The organism is Amycolatopsis sp. NPDC058340, assembly GCF_042723975.1.
In the GTDB taxonomy this organism is placed as follows: Bacteria; Actinomycetota; Actinomycetes; order Mycobacteriales; family Pseudonocardiaceae; genus Amycolatopsis.
The window spans coordinates 223,525-246,049 of the sequence record NZ_JBHXIB010000007.1; the positions used below are offsets into that span (position 1 = coordinate 223,525).

At 69.6% G+C, this 22,525-nt stretch carries 18 protein-coding genes; 8 read left to right on the forward strand and 10 right to left on the reverse strand.

Translation table 11 applies throughout. The features are described 5' to 3' along the window. The first annotated feature begins 173 nt into the window (after nt 1–173). Nucleotides 174–2,078 carry a 1-deoxy-D-xylulose-5-phosphate synthase gene (gene dxs, locus ACFWIW_RS12460; protein ID WP_378368516.1) on the forward strand — a complete coding sequence of 635 codons (1,905 nt, stop codon included), beginning with the start codon at nt 174–176 and terminating at the stop codon, nt 2,076–2,078. 69 nt (nt 2,079–2,147) lie between these two features. On the opposite strand, the gene ACFWIW_RS12465 is transcribed toward dxs, so the two are convergent. Then, the gene (locus tag ACFWIW_RS12465; protein ID WP_378368517.1) at nt 2,148–2,675 is read right to left on the reverse strand and encodes a TetR family transcriptional regulator; all 528 of its coding nucleotides are present in this window, start codon (nt 2,673–2,675) and stop codon (nt 2,148–2,150) included. 90 nt (nt 2,676–2,765) lie between these two features. Here ACFWIW_RS12465 and ACFWIW_RS12470 point away from each other — a divergent pair, with 90 nt between their 5' ends. Then, complete coding sequence (locus ACFWIW_RS12470; protein WP_378368518.1) at nt 2,766–3,581, forward strand: oxidoreductase; 816 nt, start codon at nt 2,766–2,768, stop codon at nt 3,579–3,581. Here ACFWIW_RS12470 and ACFWIW_RS12475 read toward each other — a convergent pair. Genes ACFWIW_RS12475 through ACFWIW_RS12495 form a run of 5 tightly spaced genes read right to left on the reverse strand, consistent with a single transcriptional unit; the run spans nt 3,578 to nt 10,510 of the window. Beyond that, a complete protein-coding gene (locus ACFWIW_RS12475) occupies nt 3,578–5,020 on the reverse strand; it encodes a purine-cytosine permease family protein (RefSeq protein ID WP_378368519.1) in 1,443 nt (480 codons plus the stop codon). The genes ACFWIW_RS12470 and ACFWIW_RS12475 overlap by 4 nt on opposite strands. Before the next feature lie 19 nt (nt 5,021–5,039). Then, on the reverse strand, nt 5,040–6,446 hold the full coding sequence (locus ACFWIW_RS12480) for an aminobutyraldehyde dehydrogenase (protein WP_378368520.1): 1,407 nt from the start codon (nt 6,444–6,446) through the stop codon (nt 5,040–5,042). Beyond that, nucleotides 6,443–8,092, reverse strand: a complete 1,650-nt coding sequence (locus ACFWIW_RS12485) for a thiamine pyrophosphate-binding protein (protein WP_378368521.1) — start codon at nt 8,090–8,092, stop codon at nt 6,443–6,445. The genes ACFWIW_RS12480 and ACFWIW_RS12485 overlap by 4 nt, the downstream gene beginning before the upstream one ends. Then, complete coding sequence (gene speB / locus ACFWIW_RS12490; RefSeq protein WP_378368522.1) at nt 8,089–9,042, reverse strand: agmatinase; 954 nt, start codon at nt 9,040–9,042, stop codon at nt 8,089–8,091. Before speB ends, ACFWIW_RS12485 begins: the two co-directional genes overlap by 4 nt. A gap of 19 nt (nt 9,043–9,061) precedes the next feature. Next, nucleotides 9,062–10,510, reverse strand: coding sequence for a sodium:solute symporter (locus ACFWIW_RS12495; RefSeq protein WP_378368523.1), 1,449 nt, complete (start codon nt 10,508–10,510; stop codon nt 9,062–9,064). 111 nt (nt 10,511–10,621) lie between these two features. Here ACFWIW_RS12495 and ACFWIW_RS12500 point away from each other — a divergent pair, with 111 nt between their 5' ends. The 4 genes from ACFWIW_RS12500 to ACFWIW_RS12515 all read left to right on the forward strand — a co-directional run bounded on the left by ACFWIW_RS12500 (nt 10,622) and on the right by ACFWIW_RS12515 (nt 14,841). Continuing rightward, on the forward strand, nt 10,622–12,106 hold the full coding sequence (locus tag ACFWIW_RS12500; protein WP_378368524.1) for a PucR family transcriptional regulator: 1,485 nt from the start codon (nt 10,622–10,624) through the stop codon (nt 12,104–12,106). Between the two features lie 81 nt (nt 12,107–12,187). Beyond that, the gene (locus ACFWIW_RS12505; protein WP_007033550.1) at nt 12,188–12,865 is read left to right on the forward strand and encodes a response regulator transcription factor; all 678 of its coding nucleotides are present in this window, start codon (nt 12,188–12,190) and stop codon (nt 12,863–12,865) included. After that, nucleotides 12,862–13,989 (forward strand): sensor histidine kinase, encoded by a 1,128-nt coding sequence (locus ACFWIW_RS12510; RefSeq protein WP_378368525.1) that lies wholly within the window; start codon nt 12,862–12,864, stop codon nt 13,987–13,989. The genes ACFWIW_RS12505 and ACFWIW_RS12510 overlap by 4 nt, the downstream gene beginning before the upstream one ends. A 27-nt stretch (nt 13,990–14,016) precedes the next feature. Continuing rightward, entirely contained in the window at nt 14,017–14,841 is an 825-nt protein-coding gene (locus tag ACFWIW_RS12515; RefSeq protein ID WP_378368526.1) for an aldo/keto reductase, read from the forward strand. Between the two features lie 48 nt (nt 14,842–14,889). Here the strand turns inward: ACFWIW_RS12515 and ACFWIW_RS12520 are convergent, their stop codons facing one another. Continuing rightward, nucleotides 14,890–16,485 (reverse strand): histidinol-phosphatase, encoded by a 1,596-nt coding sequence (locus ACFWIW_RS12520; protein ID WP_378368527.1) that lies wholly within the window; start codon nt 16,483–16,485, stop codon nt 14,890–14,892. Between the two features lie 78 nt (nt 16,486–16,563). Between ACFWIW_RS12520 and ACFWIW_RS12525 the strand changes: the two genes are divergently transcribed. Beyond that, a complete protein-coding gene (locus ACFWIW_RS12525; RefSeq protein WP_378368528.1) occupies nt 16,564–17,109 on the forward strand; it encodes a permease-like cell division protein FtsX in 546 nt (181 codons plus the stop codon). A gap of 155 nt (nt 17,110–17,264) precedes the next feature. Here the strand turns inward: ACFWIW_RS12525 and ACFWIW_RS12530 are convergent, their stop codons facing one another. After that, the gene (locus ACFWIW_RS12530; RefSeq protein ID WP_378368529.1) at nt 17,265–19,376 is read right to left on the reverse strand and encodes a 3-hydroxyacyl-CoA dehydrogenase NAD-binding domain-containing protein; all 2,112 of its coding nucleotides are present in this window, start codon (nt 19,374–19,376) and stop codon (nt 17,265–17,267) included. A 1-nt stretch (nt 19,377) separates the two neighbouring features. Beyond that, the gene (locus ACFWIW_RS12535) at nt 19,378–20,619 is read right to left on the reverse strand and encodes a thiolase family protein (protein WP_073846907.1); all 1,242 of its coding nucleotides are present in this window, start codon (nt 20,617–20,619) and stop codon (nt 19,378–19,380) included. Between the two features lie 185 nt (nt 20,620–20,804). Between ACFWIW_RS12535 and bla the strand changes: the two genes are divergently transcribed. After that, complete coding sequence (gene bla / locus ACFWIW_RS12540) at nt 20,805–21,716, forward strand: class A beta-lactamase (RefSeq protein ID WP_378368530.1); 912 nt, start codon at nt 20,805–20,807, stop codon at nt 21,714–21,716. Between the two features lie 115 nt (nt 21,717–21,831). Here the strand turns inward: bla and ACFWIW_RS12545 are convergent, their stop codons facing one another. Next, nucleotides 21,832–22,419 (reverse strand): D-alanyl-D-alanine carboxypeptidase family protein, encoded by a 588-nt coding sequence (locus ACFWIW_RS12545; protein ID WP_378368550.1) that lies wholly within the window; start codon nt 22,417–22,419, stop codon nt 21,832–21,834. Nucleotides 22,420–22,525: the final 106 nt, after the last annotated feature.

The window sequence follows — 22,525 nt, forward strand, 5'->3', positions numbered from 1 at the left end:
TATCGCGGCCACCCGACGTGACCGCTACTTGGCAAAAGAGACCATGTTCACACCCTTGGGTGTCGAGTGGTGATTTTCTGACATGTGACCCGTGACGCGGCGGACGGAAGGCTCTCAGGCGACCTCCGTAGACTGGTCGGAACGGCGGAAGAGGAACCAGGCGAGGTGGGAGAGTGACGTTGCTCGAGTCCGTGCACGGACCGGCCGACTTGAAGCGGATGAACCAGGACCAGCTCGGCGAGCTGGCCGCGGAGATCCGGGACTTCCTCGTCGAGAAGGTGCGGCTCGCCGGTGGTCACCTCGGCCCGAACCTGGGTGTGGTCGAGCTGACCATGGCGCTGCACCGTGTCTTCGATTCACCGGACGACGCGATCGTGTGGGACGTCGGCCACCAGGCGTACGTGCACAAGATCGTCACCGGCCGTCATGACGGCTTCGGCAAGCTGCGCCAGCTCGGCGGCCTCACCGGCTACCCGGCACGCTGCGAGAGCGAGCACGACCTCGTCGAGAACAGCCACGCCTCGACCGCACTGTCCTATGTGGACGGCCTGGCGAAGGCGTTCGAGCTCGAAGGCGGTGGCAGGCACGCGATCGCCGTCGTCGGCGACGGCGCGCTGACCGGCGGCATGTGCTGGGAGGCGCTCAACAACATCGCCGCGAACCCGCGCCGCCCGGTCGTCATCGTCATCAACGACAACGGCCGCTCCTACTCGCCGACCATCGGCGGCGTCGCGGACCACCTCGCGTCGCTGCGGCTCAAGCCGGGCTACGAGCGCGTGCTGGACCGCGGCAAGGAGTTGCTGCGGCACACGCCCGTCGTCGGCAAGCCGATCTACGCGGCGCTGCACGCGGCGAAGGCGGGTCTCAAGGACGCGCTGAGCCCGCAGATGATGTTCTCCGACCTCGGCCTCAAGTACCTCGGCCCGGTCGACGGGCACGACCTCGTCGCGCTGGAGAAGGCGTTCCAGAGCGCCCGCGACTTCGGCGGCGCGGTCATCGTGCACGTGGTCACCGAGAAGGGCCACGGCTACGAGCCCGCGGTCACCAACCAGGCCGACCAGATGCACCAGACCGACCCGATCGACCCGGAAACCGGCCTCCCGCCGGTCAAGGGCCCGAGCTGGACCGGGGTCTTCGCCGACGAACTGGTCAAGATCGGCGCCGACCGCGAGGACGTCGTCGCGATCACCGCGGCCATGCTGCGCTCGACCGGGCTGCACAAGTTCGCCGAGGCGTACCCCGACCGCTGGTACGACGTCGGGATCGCCGAGCAGCACGCGGTGACCTCGGCCGCCGGGCTCGCGATGGGCGGCAAGCACCCCGTGGTCGCCGTCTACTCGACCTTCCTGAACCGGGCGTTCGACCAGGTCCTGATGGACGTCGCGCTGCACCGCCAGCCGGTGACGCTGGTGCTGGACCGCGCGGGCATCACCGGCCCGGACGGCCCCAGCCATCACGGGATGTGGGACCTTTCGCTGCTGGGCATGGTGCCCGGGATGCGGGTCGCCGCTCCGCGTGACGCCGGCACGCTCCGCGAGGAGCTGCGGGAGGCCGTTGCGGTCGAGGACGGGCCGACCGCGCTGCGGTTCTCCAAGGGCGGCGTGATCGACTCGGTGCCCGCCGTGGAACGCGTCGGCACGGTGGACGTGCTGCGCAAGCCCACCGGCGAGGCCGACGTCCTGCTCGTCGCGGTGGGCGCGTTCGCGATGCTCGGGCTCGCCGCCGCGGACCGGCTGGCGGATCAGGGCATCGGCGTGACCGTGGTGGACCCGCGCTGGGTCGTCCCGGCCCCGGCCGAACTGGTGGCGCTGGCCGAGCAGCACAAGCTCGTCGTGACCGTCGAGGACAGCGGGCGGCACGGTGGCTTCGGCTCCGCGCTGGCCGCGTTGTTCCGTGACGCCGAATGCGACGTGCCGCTGCGGGATCTCGCGGTGCCGCAGATGTTCCACGACCACGGTTCTCGCGAGGAGGTGCTGGCCCGCGTCGGGCTCACCGCGCAGGACGTGGCGCGGCGGGTGACCGAGTGGTCGGCGAAGCTGGCGAGCCGGACGCCGGCGCCGGAGGACACGCGGCGCTGAAGGGGACTTTCCCCGCATCGGACGCGGTGAAGGACGCTTTCCTCGCATGACATGCGGGGAAAGCGTCCTTCAGCCGCCCACGATCCGGCCGACCGCGCGGACGACGAGGTCGCGGGTCGCGGTGGGGGAGGAGAACCCGAGGATCGACAGGTGCACGACGAGGCTCAGCAGTTCCTCGGCGTCGAAGTGGTCCGGCACGGTGCCCGCGCGTTGCGCCTCCCGGACCGCGGCGACCTTGTCCGCGTGCGCCCGGACCTCGGCCTCCGGCGTCGCGTCGAAGCCGTTCTCCAGCCGAAGCCAGCCCATGAGCCGGAGGAGATGGGGATGTTCGAGGTAGCGGTCGAACAGCTTCCCCGCGTAGCCGGGCAGGTCTTCGGGAGTGATCGTGAGCGTCCGGATGGCGAGGTCCACCTGCTCCTGGATGACCTTTTCGAAGAGCTCTTCCTTGCTGCAGAAGTAGGCGTAGATCAGCGCCTTGTTCGCGCCCGCGTTCTTCGCGATGCGATCCACCCTGGCGCCGGCGATGCCGTACGTCGCGAACTCCGTCGTCGCCGCGTCCAGCAGTTTCCGCTTGGTCGCTTCCTTGTCCCTGACCATGTGACTCAGTCTAACTAACTGGTTGGTTGACAGCCAGTCAGGGGTGTGGCAACCTGAATTGGCAACCAACCGGTTAGTTAGGAGAGGGACATGAAGGTCGCACTGGTCACGGGCGCTTCCGCGGGGATCGGCGAAGCCACGGCGCTCGCGCTGAAGGACGCGGGCTACACGGTCTACGGCGCCGCGAGGCGCGTCGAGCGGATGGCGGGGCTGGCCGAACGCGGGGTGAAGGTCCTCGCGATGGACGTCACCGACGACGCGTCGATGGTCGCGGGCATCGAGCGGATCATCGAGGAGTCCGGCCGCATCGACGTCCTGGTCAACAACGCCGGCTACGGCTCGTACGGCGCCTTCGAGGACGTGCCGCTCTCGGAAGGGAAATACCAGTTCGAGGTCAACCTGTTCGGGCTCGCGCGGCTCGTCCAGCTGACCACACCGCATATGCGCGCCCAGGGTTCCGGCAAGATCGTGAACATCTCGTCGATCGGCGGCAAGATCTACGAACCCCTCGGCGGGTGGTACCACTCGACGAAGTTCGCGGTCGAGGGCCTGAGCGACTCACTGCGGCTGGAGCTCAAGCCGTTCGGCATCGACGTCGTGGTGGTCGAGCCCGGCGCCATCAAAACCGAATGGGGCGACATCGCCATCGAGAACCTGATGAAGACCTCGGGCGACACCGCGTACGCGCCGCAGGCGAAGGCCTTGGCGAAGTTCTTCGACCAGGCCGCGCGCGGATCCCACCCGAAGGTGATCGCCGACGTCATCCTGAAGGCCGTCCGGGCCCGGCGCCCGAAGACCCGCTACGCCGCCGGTTTCGGGGCGAAGCCGATCCTGTTCGTGCGCCGGGTGCTCCCGGACCGCGCCTTCGACGCGGTGTTCCTCGGGGCGCTGCGCCGTTTCGCCTAAACCGCGACGGCCGGTTCCGCGACAGGCTCGGCGTACGAGTAGACCTCCCGCGGCTCGGGGAAGAGCTTCACCAGCACGGGGTACGCGATCGCGGCCGTGCACAGCGTCACCACCATGCTGATGTCGACGCCGCCCGCGATGTCCTTGAACGGCCCGGCGATCATCGGGGTGTTGGCCGTCAGCAGGCCCAGCGTCGTCGCCGGGATCCACGCGGCCATCGCGCGCCAGTTCACGCCGCGGGTGAACCAGTAGCGTCCGCCCTTGCGGCCCTGGTTGAACACCTGTAGGTCGTCCGGGTCGTAGAACCCGCGCCGCAGCACGAAACCGATCATCATGATCACCATCCACGGCGACGTGCACAGCACGATCAGCGTGGCGAAGGCGTTGATGCTGGAGACCATGTCCAGCACGAAATTGCCGACGAAGATGAACACCACGCTGAGCGAGCCGATCAGCAGCGTCGCCTGCACCCTGCTCAGCTTCACGAAGATCGAGCTGAAGTCCAGCCCGGTCCCGTAGAGCGACGTCGTGCCGGTGGACAGCCCGCCGATCAGCGCGACCACGATCAGCGGGATCGCGTACCAGAGCGGGGAGATCGCGGTCAGGCCGGTGATGTAGTCGGCCGGATCCGCGACCAGGGTGGCGGTGGCGATGCCGAAGCCGAACGGCAGCAACGTCGCCACCTGCGCCAGGAACGGCGCGGCCAGCAGCGAACGGCGGCTGTGCCGCGCGGGGATGTAGCGCGTCCAGTCGCCGAGGAAGGCGCCGAACGAGATCGGGTTCGCCATCGTGGTGAGCGCGGCCAGGATCCACGTCGGCCAGAAGTCCCCGAGCGCGTAGGTGCCGGTGCCGGCGAACCCGGGATCGAACGTGCCGCCGTAGGCCACGATCCCGAGCAGCATGATCGCCGTGCCCAGCACCACGGCGACCCGGTTCACCAGCAGCATGAACCGGTAGCCGTAGATGCACACCACGAGCGTGGCGAGCGCGATGACGCCGTACGCGACGCCACGGAGCACTTCGCCACCGTCGAAGCCGAAAAGCCGTTGTGCCGCACCGGCGACGGCGTCGCCGCTCACCCAGACCGAGATGGCGAAGAAGGTGATCGCCGTCAGCAGGGAGAGGAAGGACCCGACACAGCGGCCGACGACGCCGAAATGCGCGCCGGAGGAGACCGCGTTGTTGGTCCGGGTGAGCGGGCCGAACAACGACATCGGCGAGAGCACCAGCGCGCCGACGACCACACCGGCGACGGTGGCGGCCACCGCCGCCCAGAAGCTCAGGCCGAAGGCGATCGGGAGGGTCCCGAGGATGATGGTGGCGAAGGTGTTCGCGCCGCCGAACGCCATCCGGAACAGGTCGCGTGGACGCGAAGTCTGTTCCTCGGGCGGGATCGGCGCGATACCGTGCTGCTCGACTTCGGTGACCTTGTCACCCATGGGGACCTCCGGTAAAGCTTCAGGCGAAGCGGGTCATGACGTGCTTCACGCGGGTGTACTCGGCGAAGGAGTAGGACGAGAGGTCCTTCCCGTGGCCCGAGTGCCCGAAGCCGCCATGGGGCATTTCCGAGACCAGCGGCCCGTGGGTGTTGACCCAGACGCAGCCGAAGTCGAGTTCACCCGAAACGCGGGTCGCGCGTGACAGGTCGTTGGTCCAGATCGACGACGCCAGCCCGTAGGGGACGCCGTTCGCCAGGCGCACCGCCTCCTCCTCGTCCACAAAGGACTGGACGGTGATCACCGGGCCGAAGATCTCCTCCCGCACGATCTCGTCGTCCTGCTTCAGACCCGAGATCACGGTGGGGGAGAAGAAGAAACCGCGGTCACCGGCGGGCGTCCCGCCGGTCTCCACGCGGGCGTGCGACGGGAGCCGGTCGACGAGACCGCGCACCCGCCCGAACTGCGCTTCGCTGTTGAGCGGGCCGAAGTCCTCGCCCGGTGTCTGCGCGGCGGCGGCCTTGGTCAGCTCCGCGACGAACTCGTCGTGGATCGCCGCGTCCACCAGCACCCGGCTGCCGGCCGTGCAGTCCTGCCCGGCGTTGTAGAACGCCGCGCCGACGATGCCCTCGGCCGCCTCGGCGAGGTTCACGTCGCCGAAGACCAGCAGTGGCGCGTTGCCACCGAGTTCGAGGTGCGTGCGCTTGAGGTCGGCCGCCGCGACGGTGGCGACGTCGATGCCGGCACGGGTCGAGCCGGTGATCGACACCAGAGCGGTGATCGGGTGCTTCACCAGCGCGCGCCCGGTGTCGCGGTCGCCGCACAGCACGTTGAACGCGCCCTGCGGCAGGAACTCCGCCGCGACCTTCGCCAGCAGCACGGCCGTCGACGGCGTGGTCTCCGCGGGCTTCAGCACGACGGTGTTGCCCGCCGCCAGCGCCGGGGCGATCTTCCAGACACCCATCATCAGCGGGTAGTTCCACGGCGCGATCTGCGCGCAGACGCCGACCGGCTCCCGGCGGATCGCCGACGTGTGCCCCGGCAGGTACTCCCCGGACGCGGTGCCTTCGAGCTGCCGCGCCGCACCGGCGAAGAACCGCAGCGCGCTGACGCACTCCGGGATCTCCTCGTCCAGCACGACGGCGCGGATCTTGCCGGTTTCGCGGATTTCGAGCTCGGCGAACTCCTCGGCGCGGGACTCCAGCGCGTCGGCGATCTTCAGCAGCGCGAGCTGACGCTGCGCGGGTGTGCTCTTGCGCCACACCTTGAACGCCCGTCCGGCCGCGGCCAGCGCGGCGTCCACATCGGACTGCTCCGATAGGACGCTGGTGCCGAAGACCTCACCGGTGGCGGGATTCACCAGATCGAGCGTCCGCGAACCCGACGCCCGGGCCTCGGTGCCGTCGACGAAATTCAGGACCTGAGTCATTTCTTCTCCAGGTGGGTCGGCTCGAACATCTTGAGCAGGGCGGGCAGGACGACCACGGACGGCCCAGGTGTGGCCAGCGCGTCGGCCAGGTCCTTCCCGATGGTGTCCAAAGAGGACACAGTCGCGCCGACGCCGAAGGACTGGGCCAGCGCCGCGAAATCGGGCCGGGCGAGTTCGGTGGCGGTGGACTGCCCGAACGCGCCGGTCAGGTACTCGCGCAGGATGCCGTAACCACCGTCGTCGATGACCAGCCACGTGACGTCCAGCCCGTGCTGGACCGCCGTGGCCAGTTCCGCGATGCCGTACATCGCGCCACCGTCGCCGGACACCGCCAGCGCCGGGCCGCCGGTCGCCGCGGCGCCGCCGAGCGCGCCGGGCAGGCCGTAACCGAGCCCGCCCGCGCCCTGCGCGGTGTGGATCGGCGCGCCCTCGGGATTCCACGCCGACCAGGCCCAATAGGCCGCGATCGTCATGTCCCAGAACGTCTGGGTGCCTTCGGGGATCGCCGCGCGGATGTCGTCGATGAGCTTGCGCTCGGTTTCGAGCGCCTGGCCATCGAGACGAAGACGTACCTTCGCCAGCAGATCCGCGACCGCCTTCTCGGCGGCGCCGTCGGCCTGACGGAACGGCACCTGCTCCAGAAGTCCTTGCAGGGCAAGACGGACGTCGGCGTGGATACCCAGCGCGGGGTAATTCGACTCCAGCTTCCCGAGATCGGCCTCGACCTGGATCAGCCGGCCGCGCGGGGCGAACTCGCGGTAGTTGCTGGACAGCTCGCCGAGCCCGGAACCCAGTACCAGCAGTACATCCGCGGCCGAGAGGAACTCGGTGCTGTGCCAGTCTTCGAGCCACGACTGCCCGGACAGCTCGTGATCCCAGCCGAAGACGCCCTTGCCGCCGAACGTCGACAGCACCGGCGCGCGCAGTGCCTCCGCGAGTGCCTTCAGCTCCGCGTGCGCGCCGGAGCGCAGCGCGCCACCACCGGCGAGAATCACCGGATTCTTCGCCGCGCCAAGGAGATTCGCGGCTTCGGTGATCAGCTCCGGCAGGGGCTCCAGCGGTGCGGGCCGCGCGGTCACGGACGTGATCCGCGGCAGATCCGTCGTCGCCAGCAGGATGTCCTGCGGGATCTCGACCCACACCGGGCCGTACGGCGCGGTCGCCGCCGATTCCCACGCTTCGCGCAGTGCCGTCGGGATCTGGCTGACGGTGCGCACCACGTGCACCGACTTCACCACATCGCGGAAACTGGCCTGCTGATCGGGCAGTTCGTGCAGGTAGCCGTGCCGCCCGCCGCCGAGCCCGGCGACCGGGATTTGGCTGGAGATCCCGAGCACCGGCACCGAGGCCGCCCGGGATTCCTGCAGCGAAGCCAAAGTCAGCAACGCGCCGGGGCCGGTCGACACGATCATCGGGGTCACCGGGACCGGGCCTTCGGGATCCGCCGCGAGCCGGGCGCGGGCGTAACCGTCGGCCGCGAACGCCAGATTGTTCTCCACCCGCGAACTGATGACGCGCAGGTCGTCCGTGCGCCGCAACGCTTCGAACAGGCCGAGCGCGTGCTGGCCCGGCAGGCCGAACACGGTGTCCGCGCCGAGCGCGTGGAGGGTTTCGACGACGACGTCGCCGCCGATGCGTTGTGTCATGCGCTCTTCCCCAAACTGAGCAGGCTCACCAGGTCGTAGGCGACGTGGGAAGCCGCGATGGCGGTGATCTCGGCATGATCGTAAGCCGGGGCCAGCTCCACCACATCGGCTCCGACGAGATTGCAGTCCCGCAGCCCGCGCAGGATCTCCAGCAGTTCGCGGCTGGTCATACCGCCCGCTTCGGGGGTGCCGGTGCCCGGTGCGTGCGCCGGGTCGAGCACGTCGATGTCGACCGAGATGTAGAGCGGGCGGCCGCCGATGCGCTGGCGCAGCGCGTCGACGGTCTCGGCGACCCCGCGGCGCATGACGTCGCCGGAGGTGACGATGCCGAATCCGAGGCGGCGGTCCTCTTCCAGATCCCGCTTGCCGTACAGCGGGCCGCGCGTGCCGACGTGGGACAGCGCTTCAGTGTCGAGGATGCCTTCCTCGGACGCCCGCCGGAACGGGGTGCCGTGGGTGTAGGGCTCGCCGAAGTAGGTGTCCCAGGTGTCGAGGTGCGCGTCGAAATGCAGCAGCGCCACCGGTCCGTGCTTCTTCGCCGCCGCTCGCAGCAGCGGCAGCGCGATCGTGTGGTCGCCGCCGACGGTCACCAGCCGCGTCCCGTCCGCGGTGAGCGCCTCGGCCTCGCTCTGCAGTGTTTCGATCGCCTCGCCGATGTTGAACGGGTTGAGCGCGATGTCGCCGGCGTCGGCCACCTGCGTTTCGGCGAACGGGGAAACGTCGAGTTCCGGGTGGTACGGGCGAAGGAGCCGGCTGGCCTCACGGAGCGCGGAGGGGCCGAAACGCGCGCCGGGGCGGTAGGACACCCCGGCGTCGAACGGCACCCCGACGACGGCGACGTCGGCACGCTCGACCTGATCGAGCCGCGGAAGCCTCGCGAAGGTCGCGAAACCGGCGAACCGGGGCACCTTCGAAGAGTCGACGGGACCGATCGGGTTCTGCTCAGGCACTGTGTCTCCTAACGGGTTTTCAGGACTGCGAAGCGGCGAGTTCCGCCTCTTCTTCGGCGGCCGCGCTGCCGTTCAGGCGGCGGGTCCACACGGTGAGGATTTCGTCGGAGGTACGCGGGGTGAGGAAGCTGACCAGCAGGTACACCGCGAGGCTGGAGCCGAGGCCCCAGTAGATCGGGCTGTTGGCCTCGACGCCGTCGACGAACATGAACGTGATGACCACGACGGTGCCGACGACCATCGACGCGAGCGCGCCCTGACGCGTACCGCGTTTCCAGGCCAGCCCGCCGATGATCGCCACCAGCAGGCCGCCGACGAGGATGTCGTAGGCGATGGTGAGCGCGTTGACGACGTCGTCCACGACCATCGCGATGCCGATCGCGACGATGCCGAGCACCAGCGTCGTGACCCGGTTCCTGCTGACCTCGTCGGCGGCCTTTTTGAGGCCCAGCTTGGAAAGCAGGTCCGAGGTGCTGACCGTGGAGCAGGCGATGAGCGCGCCGCTCGCGGTCGACATCATCGCCGAGAGCGCCGCCGCGAGCACCAGGCCGCGGACCCCGGCGGGCAGCTGCTGTTCGACGATGGTCGCGAACGCGTCCTGCGCGCTGGCGAGGTTGGGGTACAGCGTCTTGGCCGCGGTGCCGATCAGCGCGCCGGCGAGACCGTAGACGAGGCAGTAGACGCCGGAGATGACGCCGCCGCCGGTCGCGATACCCGGCGTCCGCGCGGTGAACACGCGCTGCCAGATGTCCTGCCCGATCAGGAGACCGAAGCTGTAGATGAGGAAGTAGGTGAAGATCGTGTCGCCGCCGATGGCGGTCAGCTCGAAGTAGCTCTCGTCCAGCCGCGCGGCCATGCCGTCGAAACCGCCCGCCGAGACGATCGAGACCGGCAGCAGGATCAGCAGGATGCCGATGGTCTTGATGACGAACTGGACGATGTCGGTCAGCGTGATCGACCACATGCCGCCGAGTACCGAGTAGAGCACCACGATCGAACCGCCGATGGCGATCCCGGCCCAGCTCGGCACGTTGAACAGGACCTTGAAGATGGTGGCGAACGCCAGCGTCGAGGTGACGGTCAGCATCAGCGTGTAGCCCCACATGACCACGCCGGAGATGGTGCTGGTGGAGCCCCCGTAGCGCAGGTCGAGCATCTCGCCGACGGTGTAGACGCGCAGTTTCACCAGCCGCCGTGCGAACAGCGTGTGCAGGACCAGGATGCCGACGCCGATCGCGATCACGAGCCAGGCGCCGGAGATGCCGTAGGTGTAGCCGAGTTTCACCCCGCCGACGGTCGAAGCGCCGCCGAGGACGACAGCGGACATCGTGCCCGAGTACATGAACCAGCCGAGGCGGCGGCCGGCGACGAGGTAGTCGGATTTGGTCTTGGCGAGCCGCAGCCCGAACCAGCCGACCCCGATCATGCCCGCTATGTAGAGCGCGATCACCGCGTAGTCACCGGCCACGGTGTCCTCCTTGACTTGGGGCTGTTCGCTTCGTTCGGGTCACCGTAGGTTCGTTCGCGGCTTGAACGACATGGGATGATCCGTCCGAAGTCATCGGAGATCGAGGATGAAATGACCCAAGGCAGCGCTCCGTTCGACTCGGATGTGAATGTCCCGTTACGGGCCGTGGTCGGCAACCCGGAACTGGCACTCGACCCGGTCGTGGAGACCTTGCGGCCGGGCGCGCTGGACGCCCCGGTGCGCTGGGCCCACGTCAGCGAGCTGCGGGATCCCGCGCCGTACCTGCTCGGGGCGGAACTGCTGCTCACCGCCGGGGTGAACCTGCCGGTGGAACCGGTCGAGATCGACCGCTACGTCCGGCGGCTGGCCGACAGCGGGATCTCCGCGCTGGGGTTCGGGCTGACCCCCGGCGCCTACGAGACGTTGCCGCCGCCACTGCGGTCGGCCTGCGCCCGGCACGGTCTCCCGCTGCTGGTCGTCCAGCCGCGAACGCCGTTCCTCGCGATCAGCCGGGCCGTGTCGGTCGCGCTCGCCGAGGCGGGGCAGCGGGAACAGAGGCGGATCGCGGTCGCGCGCGAGGCGCTGACCAGGGCTGCGGGCGACGGGCTCGGCGAACTGGCGAGCGCGCTGGCCGGACGGCTGGGGGCGTGGGTGGCGCTGGTCGGCGACGGTGACGTCCTGGCCGCGGACCACGGTGCGCCGTCACCGTTGCCCGCCGAGGTCGGGGAACTGGTCGCCACGCTCCGGGCGGGCCGGGGGATCCGCAGCGCGACCACGGAACTGGCCGACGGCACGCACGTCGTCGCGCAGCCGGTGTATCCGCAGGCGACGGCGTCGCATCTGGTCGTGGTCGGCCGGGTCGCGCGGTTCGACGGCGCGGACCGCTCGATCCTGTCGGTCGGGGCGGCGCTGCTCGGGCTGGCGGGCCGCGCGGGTTCGGACGCCGCCGGGCTGGGCGCCACCGCCACGGGGCTGCTGCTGGGGGAGACCGAGGTGATCGGCGGGGACGAACGCCGCCTGGTCGCCGGGATCGCGTACCGCAAGGGGCCGAACGAGGTCGCCGTCCGCTACGACTGGCTGCGTGCCCGCCTCGACACCCCGCTCGTGCGGCTGCGGCCGGGGCCGCGTTTCGACGCGATCGTCCGCGAGGCGCCGGAGGCCGCCGACCTCGACCGGCTCCGTGCCGACGGCTGGCTCGCGGTGGTGGGTTCGCCCGTGCCACCCGGACGGCTTCCCGACGCGGCGGGTGAGATCGAGCTGCTGCTGACGCGGGCCACCGCGCTGGGACGGCCGGTGGTGGCGGAAGGTCCTTCGGGGCTGGACGCGCTGATCGATCCGGGCGCCGCGGCCGGGTTCGCCACCCGGCTACTGGCGCCGCTGCGCGAACTCGACCTGAAGGGTGACCGCGAACTGGTCGGCACGCTGCGGACGTGGCTCGCGCACCACGGCGGCTGGGACCGCACCGCCGCCGAACTCGGCGTGCACCGCAACAGCGTCCGGCACCGGATCGGGCAGATCGAACGGGCGCTGGGGATGGATCTCGCGGATCCGGAGACCCGGATGCGGCTGTGGTTCGCCCTGCGCTGGGCCTCGTGAGTGGTAAGGACGGTTAGAACCGTCCTTACCACTCACGAGTCCAATAAGGTCACTCTCAGGAATGTGTGGCAACGTAGGGTCGTGCGAATTCTGGTAGTCGAAGACGAAGAACCCCTCGCCGACGCGATCGCACGCGGCCTGCGGCGCGAGGGCATGGCGGTGGACATCGCGCTCACCGGTGACGACGGGCACGAGAAGGCCGCCGTCACCCGGTACGACGTCGTGCTGCTCGACCGCGACCTGCCCGGTATGTCCGGTGACGACCTGTGCCGGGAGATCGTCGCGTCCGGCGAGCTGACCCGCGTCCTGATGCTCACCGCGAGCAGTTCCGTTTCGGACCGGGTCGACGGGCTTTCCCTCGGCGCCGACGACTATCTCGCCAAGCCGTTCGCCTTCCCCGAACTCGTCGCGCGCGTGCGGGCACTGGGCCGCCGCGCCACCCCGGCCGCGCCGCCGCTGCTGACTTCGGGCGACGTCGAACTGGACCCGGCGAGGCGGACCGTCCGCCGCGCGAGCGGCCCGGTCGAGCTGACCCGCAAGGAGTTCGGCGTGCTGGAGGTGCTGCTGTCGGCCGCCGGTTCGGTGGTCAGCAGCGAGGAGCTGCTCGAACGCGTGTGGGACGAGAACGCCGACCCGTTCACCACCACCGTCCGGGTCACCGTGATGACCCTGCGGAAGAAGCTCGGTGAGCCGGGCATCATCGAGACCGTCGTCGGCTCCGGCTACCGGGTGCCGGAGCAGGGGACCGCACGCGGGTGAACCTGTCCGGTGCCCGCAGCCTGCGCGCGCGGGTCACACTGCTCGCGACCGGGCTGGTGGCACTGGTCAGCCTCCTGTTGCTTTGGCTGACCTGGAATCTGGTCGGCGACGCGGTTTCCGCCGTGCCTCAGCTGCCGCCGGGCACCTTGGTGCGGGTCGACGGCGTCGAGGTGGACGCGTCCGCCGTCACCGAGCATCTGCGGGTCTACGCCCGGAACCGGGTGCTGCTGTTCGGCGCGGTCGCGTTCTGTTTCGTGGTGCTGGCGGCCGGGATCCTCGCGTGGACGTTCACCGCGCGGGTCCTTCAGCCGCTGCGCGAGATCACCGGCACCGCGCGCCGTCTCTCGATCGAGTCGATGGGGGAGCGGATCGGCGAGGTCCGCACGAAGGACGAACTCGCCGAACTGGCCGAGACCTTCGACGACATGCTCGACCGGCTACAGGCCGCGTTCGACGCGCAGCGGCATTTCGTCGCGAACGCCAGCCACGAACTGCGGACGCCGCTCGCGGTCATCCGCACGGAACTCGATGTCACCCTGGCCGACGAGCACGCGGACGAAGCCGAATTACGCCGGATGGCGGGTGTCGTCCGCGACGCGACCGAACGGGCCGAGCGGCTGGTCGGTTCCCTGCTGCTGCTCGCGCGCACCGACGGCGCCGGACTGGTGGCCAGGGAACCGGTCGATCTGGCGGTGATCGTCGCGAGCGCGTGGCGCGCGGTGCGCACCGAAGCCGGGAAACGCGGCATCCGTACCGAATTCGCGACCGCTGGGGCGCCGACGTTCGGTGATCCCGCGCTGCTGGAGCGGATCGCGGGCAACCTGCTGGAGAACGCGGTGCGGCACAACGTCGACGGCGGCTGGCTGGACGTCGTCACGCAGGCCGGTCCACAGTGGTCGGTGCTGCGGGTGCGTTCGTCGGGCGGGCTGCTCGATCCGGCCGCGGTCCCCGAACTGTTCGAGCCCTTCCGCCGCGCCGGCGTCGCGAGGACGGCCCGGACCGGTGCCGGGCTGGGCCTGTCGATCGTGCGGGCCGCGGTGCAGGCGCACGGCGGCACGGTGTCCGCGGAACCCGTTGTGGGCGGCGGTCTTTCGGTGACCGTGCACCTGCCCGCTCTGCCCTGACCCCCGGCGGGGGTTACGGTTCTGAGCATGGTTCCCAGTATTCGGCTGAACAACGGAACATCCCTTCCGCAACTCGGATTCGGGGTGTACAAGATCGGCGACGACGAGGTCGTGGGCGCGGTCCGCACCGCCATCGAGGCGGGCTACCGTGCCATCGACACGGCGACCCTGTACGCCAACGAACGCGGAGTCGGCGAGGCCGTCCGCACCAGCGGGCTGCCGCGTGAGGAACTGTTCGTCACCACGAAACTGTGGAACACCGAACACGGCTACGACGCGGCGTTGCGCGCCTTCGACACGAGCATGCGCGAACTCGACATCGACTATGTCGACCTGTACCTGATCCACTGGCCGCTGCCCGCGCAGGACAAGTACGTGGAAACGTGGCGGGCGCTGGAAAAGATCGCCTCCGACGGCCGGGCGAAGGCGATCGGCGTCTCGAACTTCCAGATCCCGCATCTGGAGCGGCTGATCGAGGAGACCGGGACCGTTCCCGCGGTGAATCAGATCGAATGCCATCCGTGGCTACAGCAGCCGCTGCTGCGGGACTTCCACGTGAAGCACGAGATCGTCACCGAGGCGTGGGGCCCGCTGGCGCGCGGCGGAGACCTGCTCGCCGACGAGAAGATCACCACGATCGCCGAGAAACACGGCAAGACACCGGCTCAGGTCGTGCTGCGCTGGCACGTCGAAATGGACCATCTGGTGATCCCGAAGTCCGTCACGCCCGAACGGATCAAGGCGAACATCGACGTCTTCGACTTCGCGCTCGACGCGCACGACACCGCCGCGATCGCGACGCTGGAGCAGGGGAAGCGGCTGGGCCCGGATCCCGACACCCTCGGCTCGTGAGTGGCGAGGACGGTTAGAACCGTCCTTGCCACTCACGAGGCCCAAGGGTCACCGCACGTCGACGAAGATCGGGTTCCCGTACAGCCACAGGTCTTCGAAGGGGTTCGAGTGCCCGATCACGTCGGCGCTCGGCTCGATCCCGCCGGGCACGTGCTTCTTGCCGTCCGTTCCGCGTGTCCGCACGAAGAACGGTTCACGCACGTCGCGGAACGTGTGCCGGAAGGTGACCCGTCGCCCGGGCGCCCATCGCGGCTCGAAGGACCGCACCACCCGCGTGCCCGGGGCGGTCTGCGTGTCGCGGTCGGCGGCCGGGCCGGTCACCGGTCCGGACACGAGGTCGAGCCGGGCGAGCCGCGGGATCGCGCCGCCGCCGTTCGGCCGGGCCGCCAGCTTCGCCGAGACGACCACCGTGACGTCGGATCCGCGCCGGACCCGCAGCCTGCCGCCCATCGTCGCCGAGCTCCAGCCGCTGTACGCGCCGAACTCCAGTTCCTGCGCGAGCCCGCCGTGTGCCACCCAGACGCGGCCCGCGCGCAGGCCTTCCAGCACCCCTTCGTGGCTTCGCCGGGTCACGCCGACCATCGTCCGGCTGAATTCGGCGGGAGCGAAGTCCGCGTACGGCGGCAGGGTCTGCGGGACGCCGGTGTCGATCGGGTCCGGGTAGCCGCCGTGCTCGTCGTAGTAGCCGTCGGGGACGCTGGGCCGCACGTGGGTGTCGCCGCGGTTGTAATGCGAATCGGAGTTGCTGGTGATCCACCACGGCTTTCCTTCGGCCAGCAGCGAATCCCAGAGCCCGCCGACGGTAGCGGTGCTCCAGTCGAAGCCGCCGTAGGTGCGGTACGCCGACTCCGGGAAACCTGGCCACGAGTTCGAGCCGGGCGAGTTGCCGTACCCGCCACGCGCGCCACCACCGCTCCCGAGCGGTTTCGGGAAACCGTCGGCCTGCGCTCCCGGCGCGCCTTCCATCCCGATGACGATGCCGGGCGCGGCGTCGCGCAGCGCGCGGATCTCGTGCGGGGCGATCCGGCCGTTGCGCAGCGGATGGTTGATCACCACCACCGGCGCGTGGATCCGGCGTGCCCGCTCCTCGGTGGCGAGCCACCGGATCGCCTTCACGGCAAGCGCCTCGTTGTCCGGCGTGCCCGGTTCGGTCCCGGTCAGCCGCCAGTCGAAGGCGCGCTCGAACTCGCGCAGTTTCACGGCCTGGTCCGCGCCGGCCTGGAAGAACAGCGTCGCGTGCTCGGCACCCGGCACGTTCCACTCCATGCCCTGCCACAGCAGGAGATCGGGATGCTCGCGCTGCGCGGCCCGGATCGCGGCGTTCGTGCGCTCCACCGACGATTTCTCGTGCGCGGCGTGGCCGTGATCGGTGATCACCGCCCAGTCCGCCCCGTGCCGGAGCGCGTCGGCGGCGATTCCGTCCACTGTGTACATCGCGTCGTAGGAGTACTGCGTGTGGATGTGGTGATCGCCCGCCAGCCACCGATAGCGGTCCCGGCCGAAGAGACGGCCGAGATCGAGGTCGAGATCGAGGGCCTCCGCCGGGGCGGTGGCGGCGAGCGGGGCGCCCGCGGCCGCCGCGGACACGAGGCCCGCGCGCTTGAGGAATCCGCGGCGGTCGACGCCGGGTTTTTCGCTGTTCACCGGCCGGACGCTAAAGAGCCTCGTTGAACGGACGATGTCCGGACGGCGAATGAACCGCGCCGTGTGATGATCGTCCCTGTGGAAGAACCGGAACGGACACCCAAGGCGTCTCGACGGTTGCTCTGGGTGGTCGCGGCTGTCGCGGTCGTGGTCCTCGCCGCCGTCGTGACGACGGCCGTCGTCGTCCTGAACCAGGTCACCGAAAAGCCCGTCCCGGCGGCTCTGCCACGGGATGCGGCACCCGTGCCGCTGGGAAAGCGGGAACTGTGCGGGCTCCGGCTCGCGGTGTTCATCGACACCGACGAGGACATGATCGCCACCGCTCAGGCGCTCCGGGACGACCGGAAGGCCCGTCGGGTGCTGACCGAAACCAAGGCGGAGGCGTACGAGCGTTTCAAGATGCTCTTCGCGGACCGGCCGGAACTGCTGGAGCTGACGACGCCGGACACGCTTCCCGCGGTGGTGCATCTCGTGCCCGTCGCCGGAACCGACGTCCAAGCGTGGGCGGGGGAATTGCGGCAGCGGTTCCCCAAGGCGGAGAAGGTCGACGTTCTCGATCCCGCGCGGATCGCCGCTCAGCTGACGACCACTCCGCCGCCCTGCCCGCCTTCAGGGGAACGCTGACGGCCCGTCTCCCCGGGGGATGGCCGGGGAGACGAACTTTCCCGTACCACCCAAGGCTTTCACGAAAACGTAGCCGTTCGCCATCAAATCCACGAAAAACGTGAAAGGCCACCGCCCGCGATCAAGGGATCGCCGACGGTGGCCTTCGCCGAGGCTCAGGAGAGCGGCACGCTCGCCACACCCGGGGCCAGGAACGGCTCGCCGTTGACCTTCTCGGACACACCAGCCCGGTCGAGGTACGGCGTGATGCCGCCCAGCCAGAACGGCCAGCCCGCGCCGAGGATCAGGCACAGGTCGATGTCCTGCGCCTCCGCGACCACGCCCTCGTCGAGCATGATCCGGATCTCTTCGGCGATGGCGGCCAGCGCGCGGTCACGCACCTGCTCGGACGTCGACGGCGAGTCGCCCCGCTGCCAGAGCTCGGCCACCTCGGGATCGACGGTGGCGTTGCCGTGAGCGTCCCACTGCCAGACGCCCTTCTTGCCCGCCTTCACGAAGCGGTCGAGGTTCTCGCTGACGGTGAACCGGTCCGGGAACGCCCCGTGCAGGGTCTCCCCGACGTGCAGGGCGATCGCCGGGCCGACCAGCTGCATCAACGTCAGCGGCGTCATTGGCAGGCCCAGCGGCTCCAATGCCTTGTCCGCGACGTCGAACGGCGTGCCCTCGTCCACGGTCACCAGCACCTCGCCGAGGAAACGCAGCAGCAGCCGGTTGACCACGAACGCGGACGCGTCCTTGACCAGCACGCTCGACTTCTTGAGCTGCTTGCCGAGCGCGAACGCCGTCGCCAGGGCGGCGTCGTCGGTCTTCTCCGCGCGGACGATCTCCAGCAGCGGCATCACCGCGACCGGGTTGAAGAAGTGGAACCCGACCACGCGCTCCGGGTGCTTGAGCTGCGACGCCATCGCGGTGATCGACAGCGACGAGGTGTTCGTCGCCAGGATCGCCTCGGGCGAGACGTACTGCTCCAGGTCGGCGAAGACCTTCTGCTTGACGCCCAGCTCCTCGAACACCGCCTCGATCACGAAGTCGGCGTCGGCGAACGCGGACTTGTCGAGCGAGCCGGTGACGAGCGCCTTCAGCCGGTTCGCGCCGTCCTGCGAGACCCGCTTCTTGGCCAGCAGCTTGTCGATCTCACCGTGCACATAGGACACACCCTTGTCGACACGTTCCTGGTCGACGTCGGTGAGCACCACCGGCACCTTGAGACGGCGGACGAACAGCAGCGCCATCTGGCTGGCCATCAGGCCCGCGCCGACGATGCCGACCTTGTTCACCTTGCGCGCCAGCGACTTGTCCGGCGCGCCCGCCGGCCGCTTGGCGCGCTTGTTGACCAGGTTGAACGAGTACAGCCCGGCGCGCAGGGTGTCGTCCATCAGCAGTTCGGCGAGCCCGTCGGTCTCGGCCGCGTAACCGCGGTCCAGATCGTTCTCGCGGGCCAGCTCCAGCAGCTCGACGGCCTTGGTCGCGCCCGGGGAAGCACCCTTCGTGCGACCGTCCACAATGGCCTTGGCGCGGGCGATCGCGGCGTCCCAGCCGGCGCCGCGGTCGATCTCGCGGCGGGCGGGGGTGATCTCGCCGTTGACGACCTTCGCCAGCCACGGCAGGGACTGCTCGAGGTAATCGGCCGAGCCGAAGACCTCGTCGACGATGCCGAGCTCCGCCGCCTGCGCGACCTTGAGCATCTTGTTCTGCGCCAGCGCGTTCTCGATGATCACGGTGACCGCCGCGTCCGGGCCGATGAGGTTCGGCAGCAGCTGCGTGCCACCCCAGCCCGGGAACAGGCCGAGGAAGACCTCGGGGAACGCGATCGCGGCGGTGTTCTCCGAAAGCGTGCGGTAGTGGCAGGAGAGCGCGAGTTCGAGCCCGCCGCCCATCACCGCGCCGTTGACGAACCCGAACGTCGGGATCTCGGATTCGGTGAGGCGACGGAACACGTCGTGCCCGGTCTGCGCGATCTCCCGCGCCAGCGCCGGATCCGCGACCGCTTCGACGCCGGAAAGGTCGGCGCCGACGGCGAAGATGAACGGTTTGCCGGTGACCGCGATCGCGGCGGGCTCGGCCGCGAAGGCGGCGTCGATCGCGGCGTTCAGGCTCACCAGGCCCTGCGGGCCGAAGGTGTTCGGCCGGGTGTGGTCGTGGCCGTTGTCGAGGGTGATCAGCGCGACGGGCTTGTCGAGCCCGGGCACCTTCACCAACCGCGTGACCGCGTTCGTGACGACCTCGTCGGGGAAGGCGGCTTTCGCCTGCTCAGCGGTGAAAGTCATGTTACTTGGCCCCCTTGGAGTCGCTGTAGGCCGGGTTCTCCCAGATGACCGTGCCGCCCATGCCGATGCCGATGCACATGGTGGTCAGGCCGTAGCGCACGTCGGGACGCTCGGCGAACTGACGCGAGAGCTGCGTCATCAGCCGGACGCCGGAGGACGCGAGCGGGTGACCGCAGGCGATCGCGCCACCCCACTGGTTGACGCGGGGGTCGTCGTCGGCGATGCCGAAGTGGTCGAGGAACGCGAGCACCTGGACCGCGAACGCCTCGTTGATCTCGAACAGGCCGATGTCGTCGATCGACAGACCGGTGCGCGCGAACAGTTTCTCGGTGGCGGGCACCGGGCCGATGCCCATGACCTCCGGCTCGACCCCGGCGAAGGAGTAGCCCACCAGGCGCATGCCGATCGGCAGGCCGAGCTCGCGGGCGGTGTCCTCGTCGGCGAGCAGGGCCGCGGTGGCGCCGTCGTTGAGACCGGCCGCGTTGCCCGCGGTGATCCGGCCGTGCGGGCGGAACGGCGTCTTCAGCCCGGCGAGCTGCTCGACGGTGGTGCCCGGCCGCGGCGGCTCGTCCTCGGTCGCGAGACCCCAGCCGAGTTCCTTGGACCGCGTGGCGACCGGGACCAGCTCGGGGCCGATCTTGCCGGTCTTCACGGCTTCGGCGTATTTCTCCTGGCTGCGCGCGGCGAAGGCGTCGGTGCGCTGCTTGGTGATCGCCGGGAACCGGTCGTGCAGGTTCTCCGCGGTCTGGCCCATCACGAGCGCCGTCGGGTCGACGAGTTTGTCGGCGATGATGCGCGGGTTCGGGTCCACGCCCTCGCCCATCGGGTGGCGGCCCATATGCTCGACGCCGCCGGCGATGGCGATGTCGTACGCGCCGAAGCCGATCCCGCTCGCCGTGGTGGTGACCGCGGTCATCGCGCCCGCGCACATACGGTCCAGCGCGAAGCCGGGCACGGACTTCGGCAGGCCGGCCAGCAGCGCGGCGGTGCGGCCGATGGTCAGGCCCTGGTCACCGATCTGGGTGGTGGCGGCGATCGCCACCTCGTCGACGCGCTCGGGCGGCAGCTCGGGGTGCCGCCGCAGCAGTTCACGGATGGCGTTGACGACGAGGTCGTCGGCACGGGTGCCGGCGTACATCCCCTTTTCGCCTGCCTTGCCGAAGGGCGTCCGCACCCCTTCGACGAAGGCGACATTGCGTACCGATCGCGCGTTCGGCGCGAGCGGTGTTGCTCCTGCGGCCACGAATGCTCCTGAAGTAGAGGTTGTCCTGACCGCACCCTAGCCCCGGTTACCCGTCGGTAACCAGGTTGGTGGCCCGGTCGAGTGGGGGAAGGCACACTCCCGGGGTCACCCGCCTCGGCCGCTTGGCCGATCCGGGACAGGTGGGGAAATTGCTATGTTCGAAGTGATCAGGGGGAGGGATCACGATGAACTCGCCGGGGCAGGCCGTCACCCGTCGTGCGCTGCTGGGGATGGCGGTCCTCGCGTCAGTGGCCGCCTGCACGCGGGCGAACCCGCCCGCGCCGTCGCCTCCGCCACCCCCGCCGTCCACCACGCGTCAGTTCCACGACCGGTTGATGGAGCTGGAGAAGAAGTACGACGCCCGGCTCGGCGTGTACGCGCTCGACACCGAGGGCGGCGCCACGGTCGAACACCGTGCCGACGAGCGGTTCGCGTTCTGCTCGACGTTCAAAGGGGTCGCGGCGGCCGCGGTCCTGCAGCGCAACCCGTTGTCGCATCTGGAAACCCGGGTCCGGTACTCGCGGGAAGACCTGATGAAACACGCCCCGGTCACCGAGCGGCACGTGGCCACGGGTATGACGATCCGCCAACTGTGCGACGCCGCCGTCCGGTTCAGTGACGGCACGGCGGGCAATCTGCTGCTGCGGGATCTCGGCGGCCCTGCCGCGCTGACGGCGTTCACGCGGGGTCTCGGCGACACGGTCACGCGGATGGACCGGGTCGAACCGGCCATCACCGAGGCCACCCCGGGCGACCTTCGCGACACGACCACACCGCGGGCCTTCGCGGCCGACTACCGGGAGATCGTGCTGGGCGACACGCTGCCCGCCGAGAAACGCGACTTCCTGCGCGATCTGCTCCAGCGCACCGTCACCGGCGCCGGCCGGATCCGGGCGGGCCTGCCGCCCGGCTGGACCCTCGCCGGCAAGACCGGAACGGGTGAGTACGGCACGCTGAACGACATCGCCGTCCTGTGGCCGCCGGGTAAGGCGCCGATCGTCCTGGCGGTCATGTCCAGCAAGGCGGCGAAGGACGCTCCCTACGACGAAGCGTTGCTCGCCGAGGCCGCGAAATACGTCGTCGAAACGCTGGCTTAGGCCGAACTCGCGTGTCTGGACCCGGAACTCACGTGATTGAAGGCGGAACTCGCGTGTCTGGGCGAGTTCCGCCTCTAATCACGCGAGTTCCGGCTCTGATCACGCGAGTCACGGCTTAGTTGCCGGTGGCGCTGGGGAGCAGGGCGGGGCAGCCGGCGGTCTTGTAGGCCGGGTCGTACTCGAAGTGCCATTTCTCGTTGTCGTAGCGGCGGCACCAGCCGAGCGGGCCGCCGTTCTTGTCCACCCACGAGGCCGAGTTCAGCGGTTGGATGTCGACGGCGATTCCCTTGACGTGCATGGACGTCTCCGGTTGCAGTGCCCATTTCTTGGCCTGCTCCACGGAGCCGAACCGCTCGACGGCCTTGTCGAATTCGCGCTGCTGCTGGGCCCGGCTGCGTTTGCCGTCGTTCACGCAGAGGGTGATGTTCTGTGCTTTGGCCTTGGCGCGCATGGCGTTCCATGCCTCGATCACGTCCTGGCGCATACCGAAGGTGTCCTCGTCGACATAGCGCTTGTCGACGGCGCACGTCGGGCCGCTCTCGGGACCGGGGACCTCTTCGAGGATCGCGAGCGCCTGTCCGTTCACCGGTTTGACGGCCAGCCCGGTGGCGCCCAGCGTCACCATCGCGGCCACGACGAGTCCCAGCGCCGCGAACACGCTGATCACGGTCCGGCGGCTGGAGGTGGATGTGGTGGGCACCACCCCGAAGCTACCCAGCACCCGGCGGGCCGCCACGGTTTGTGAGCTTCTTCCCAGAACGGCGGAACCAGACAACCTCGTGAGTGGTAAGGACGGTTCTAACCGTCCT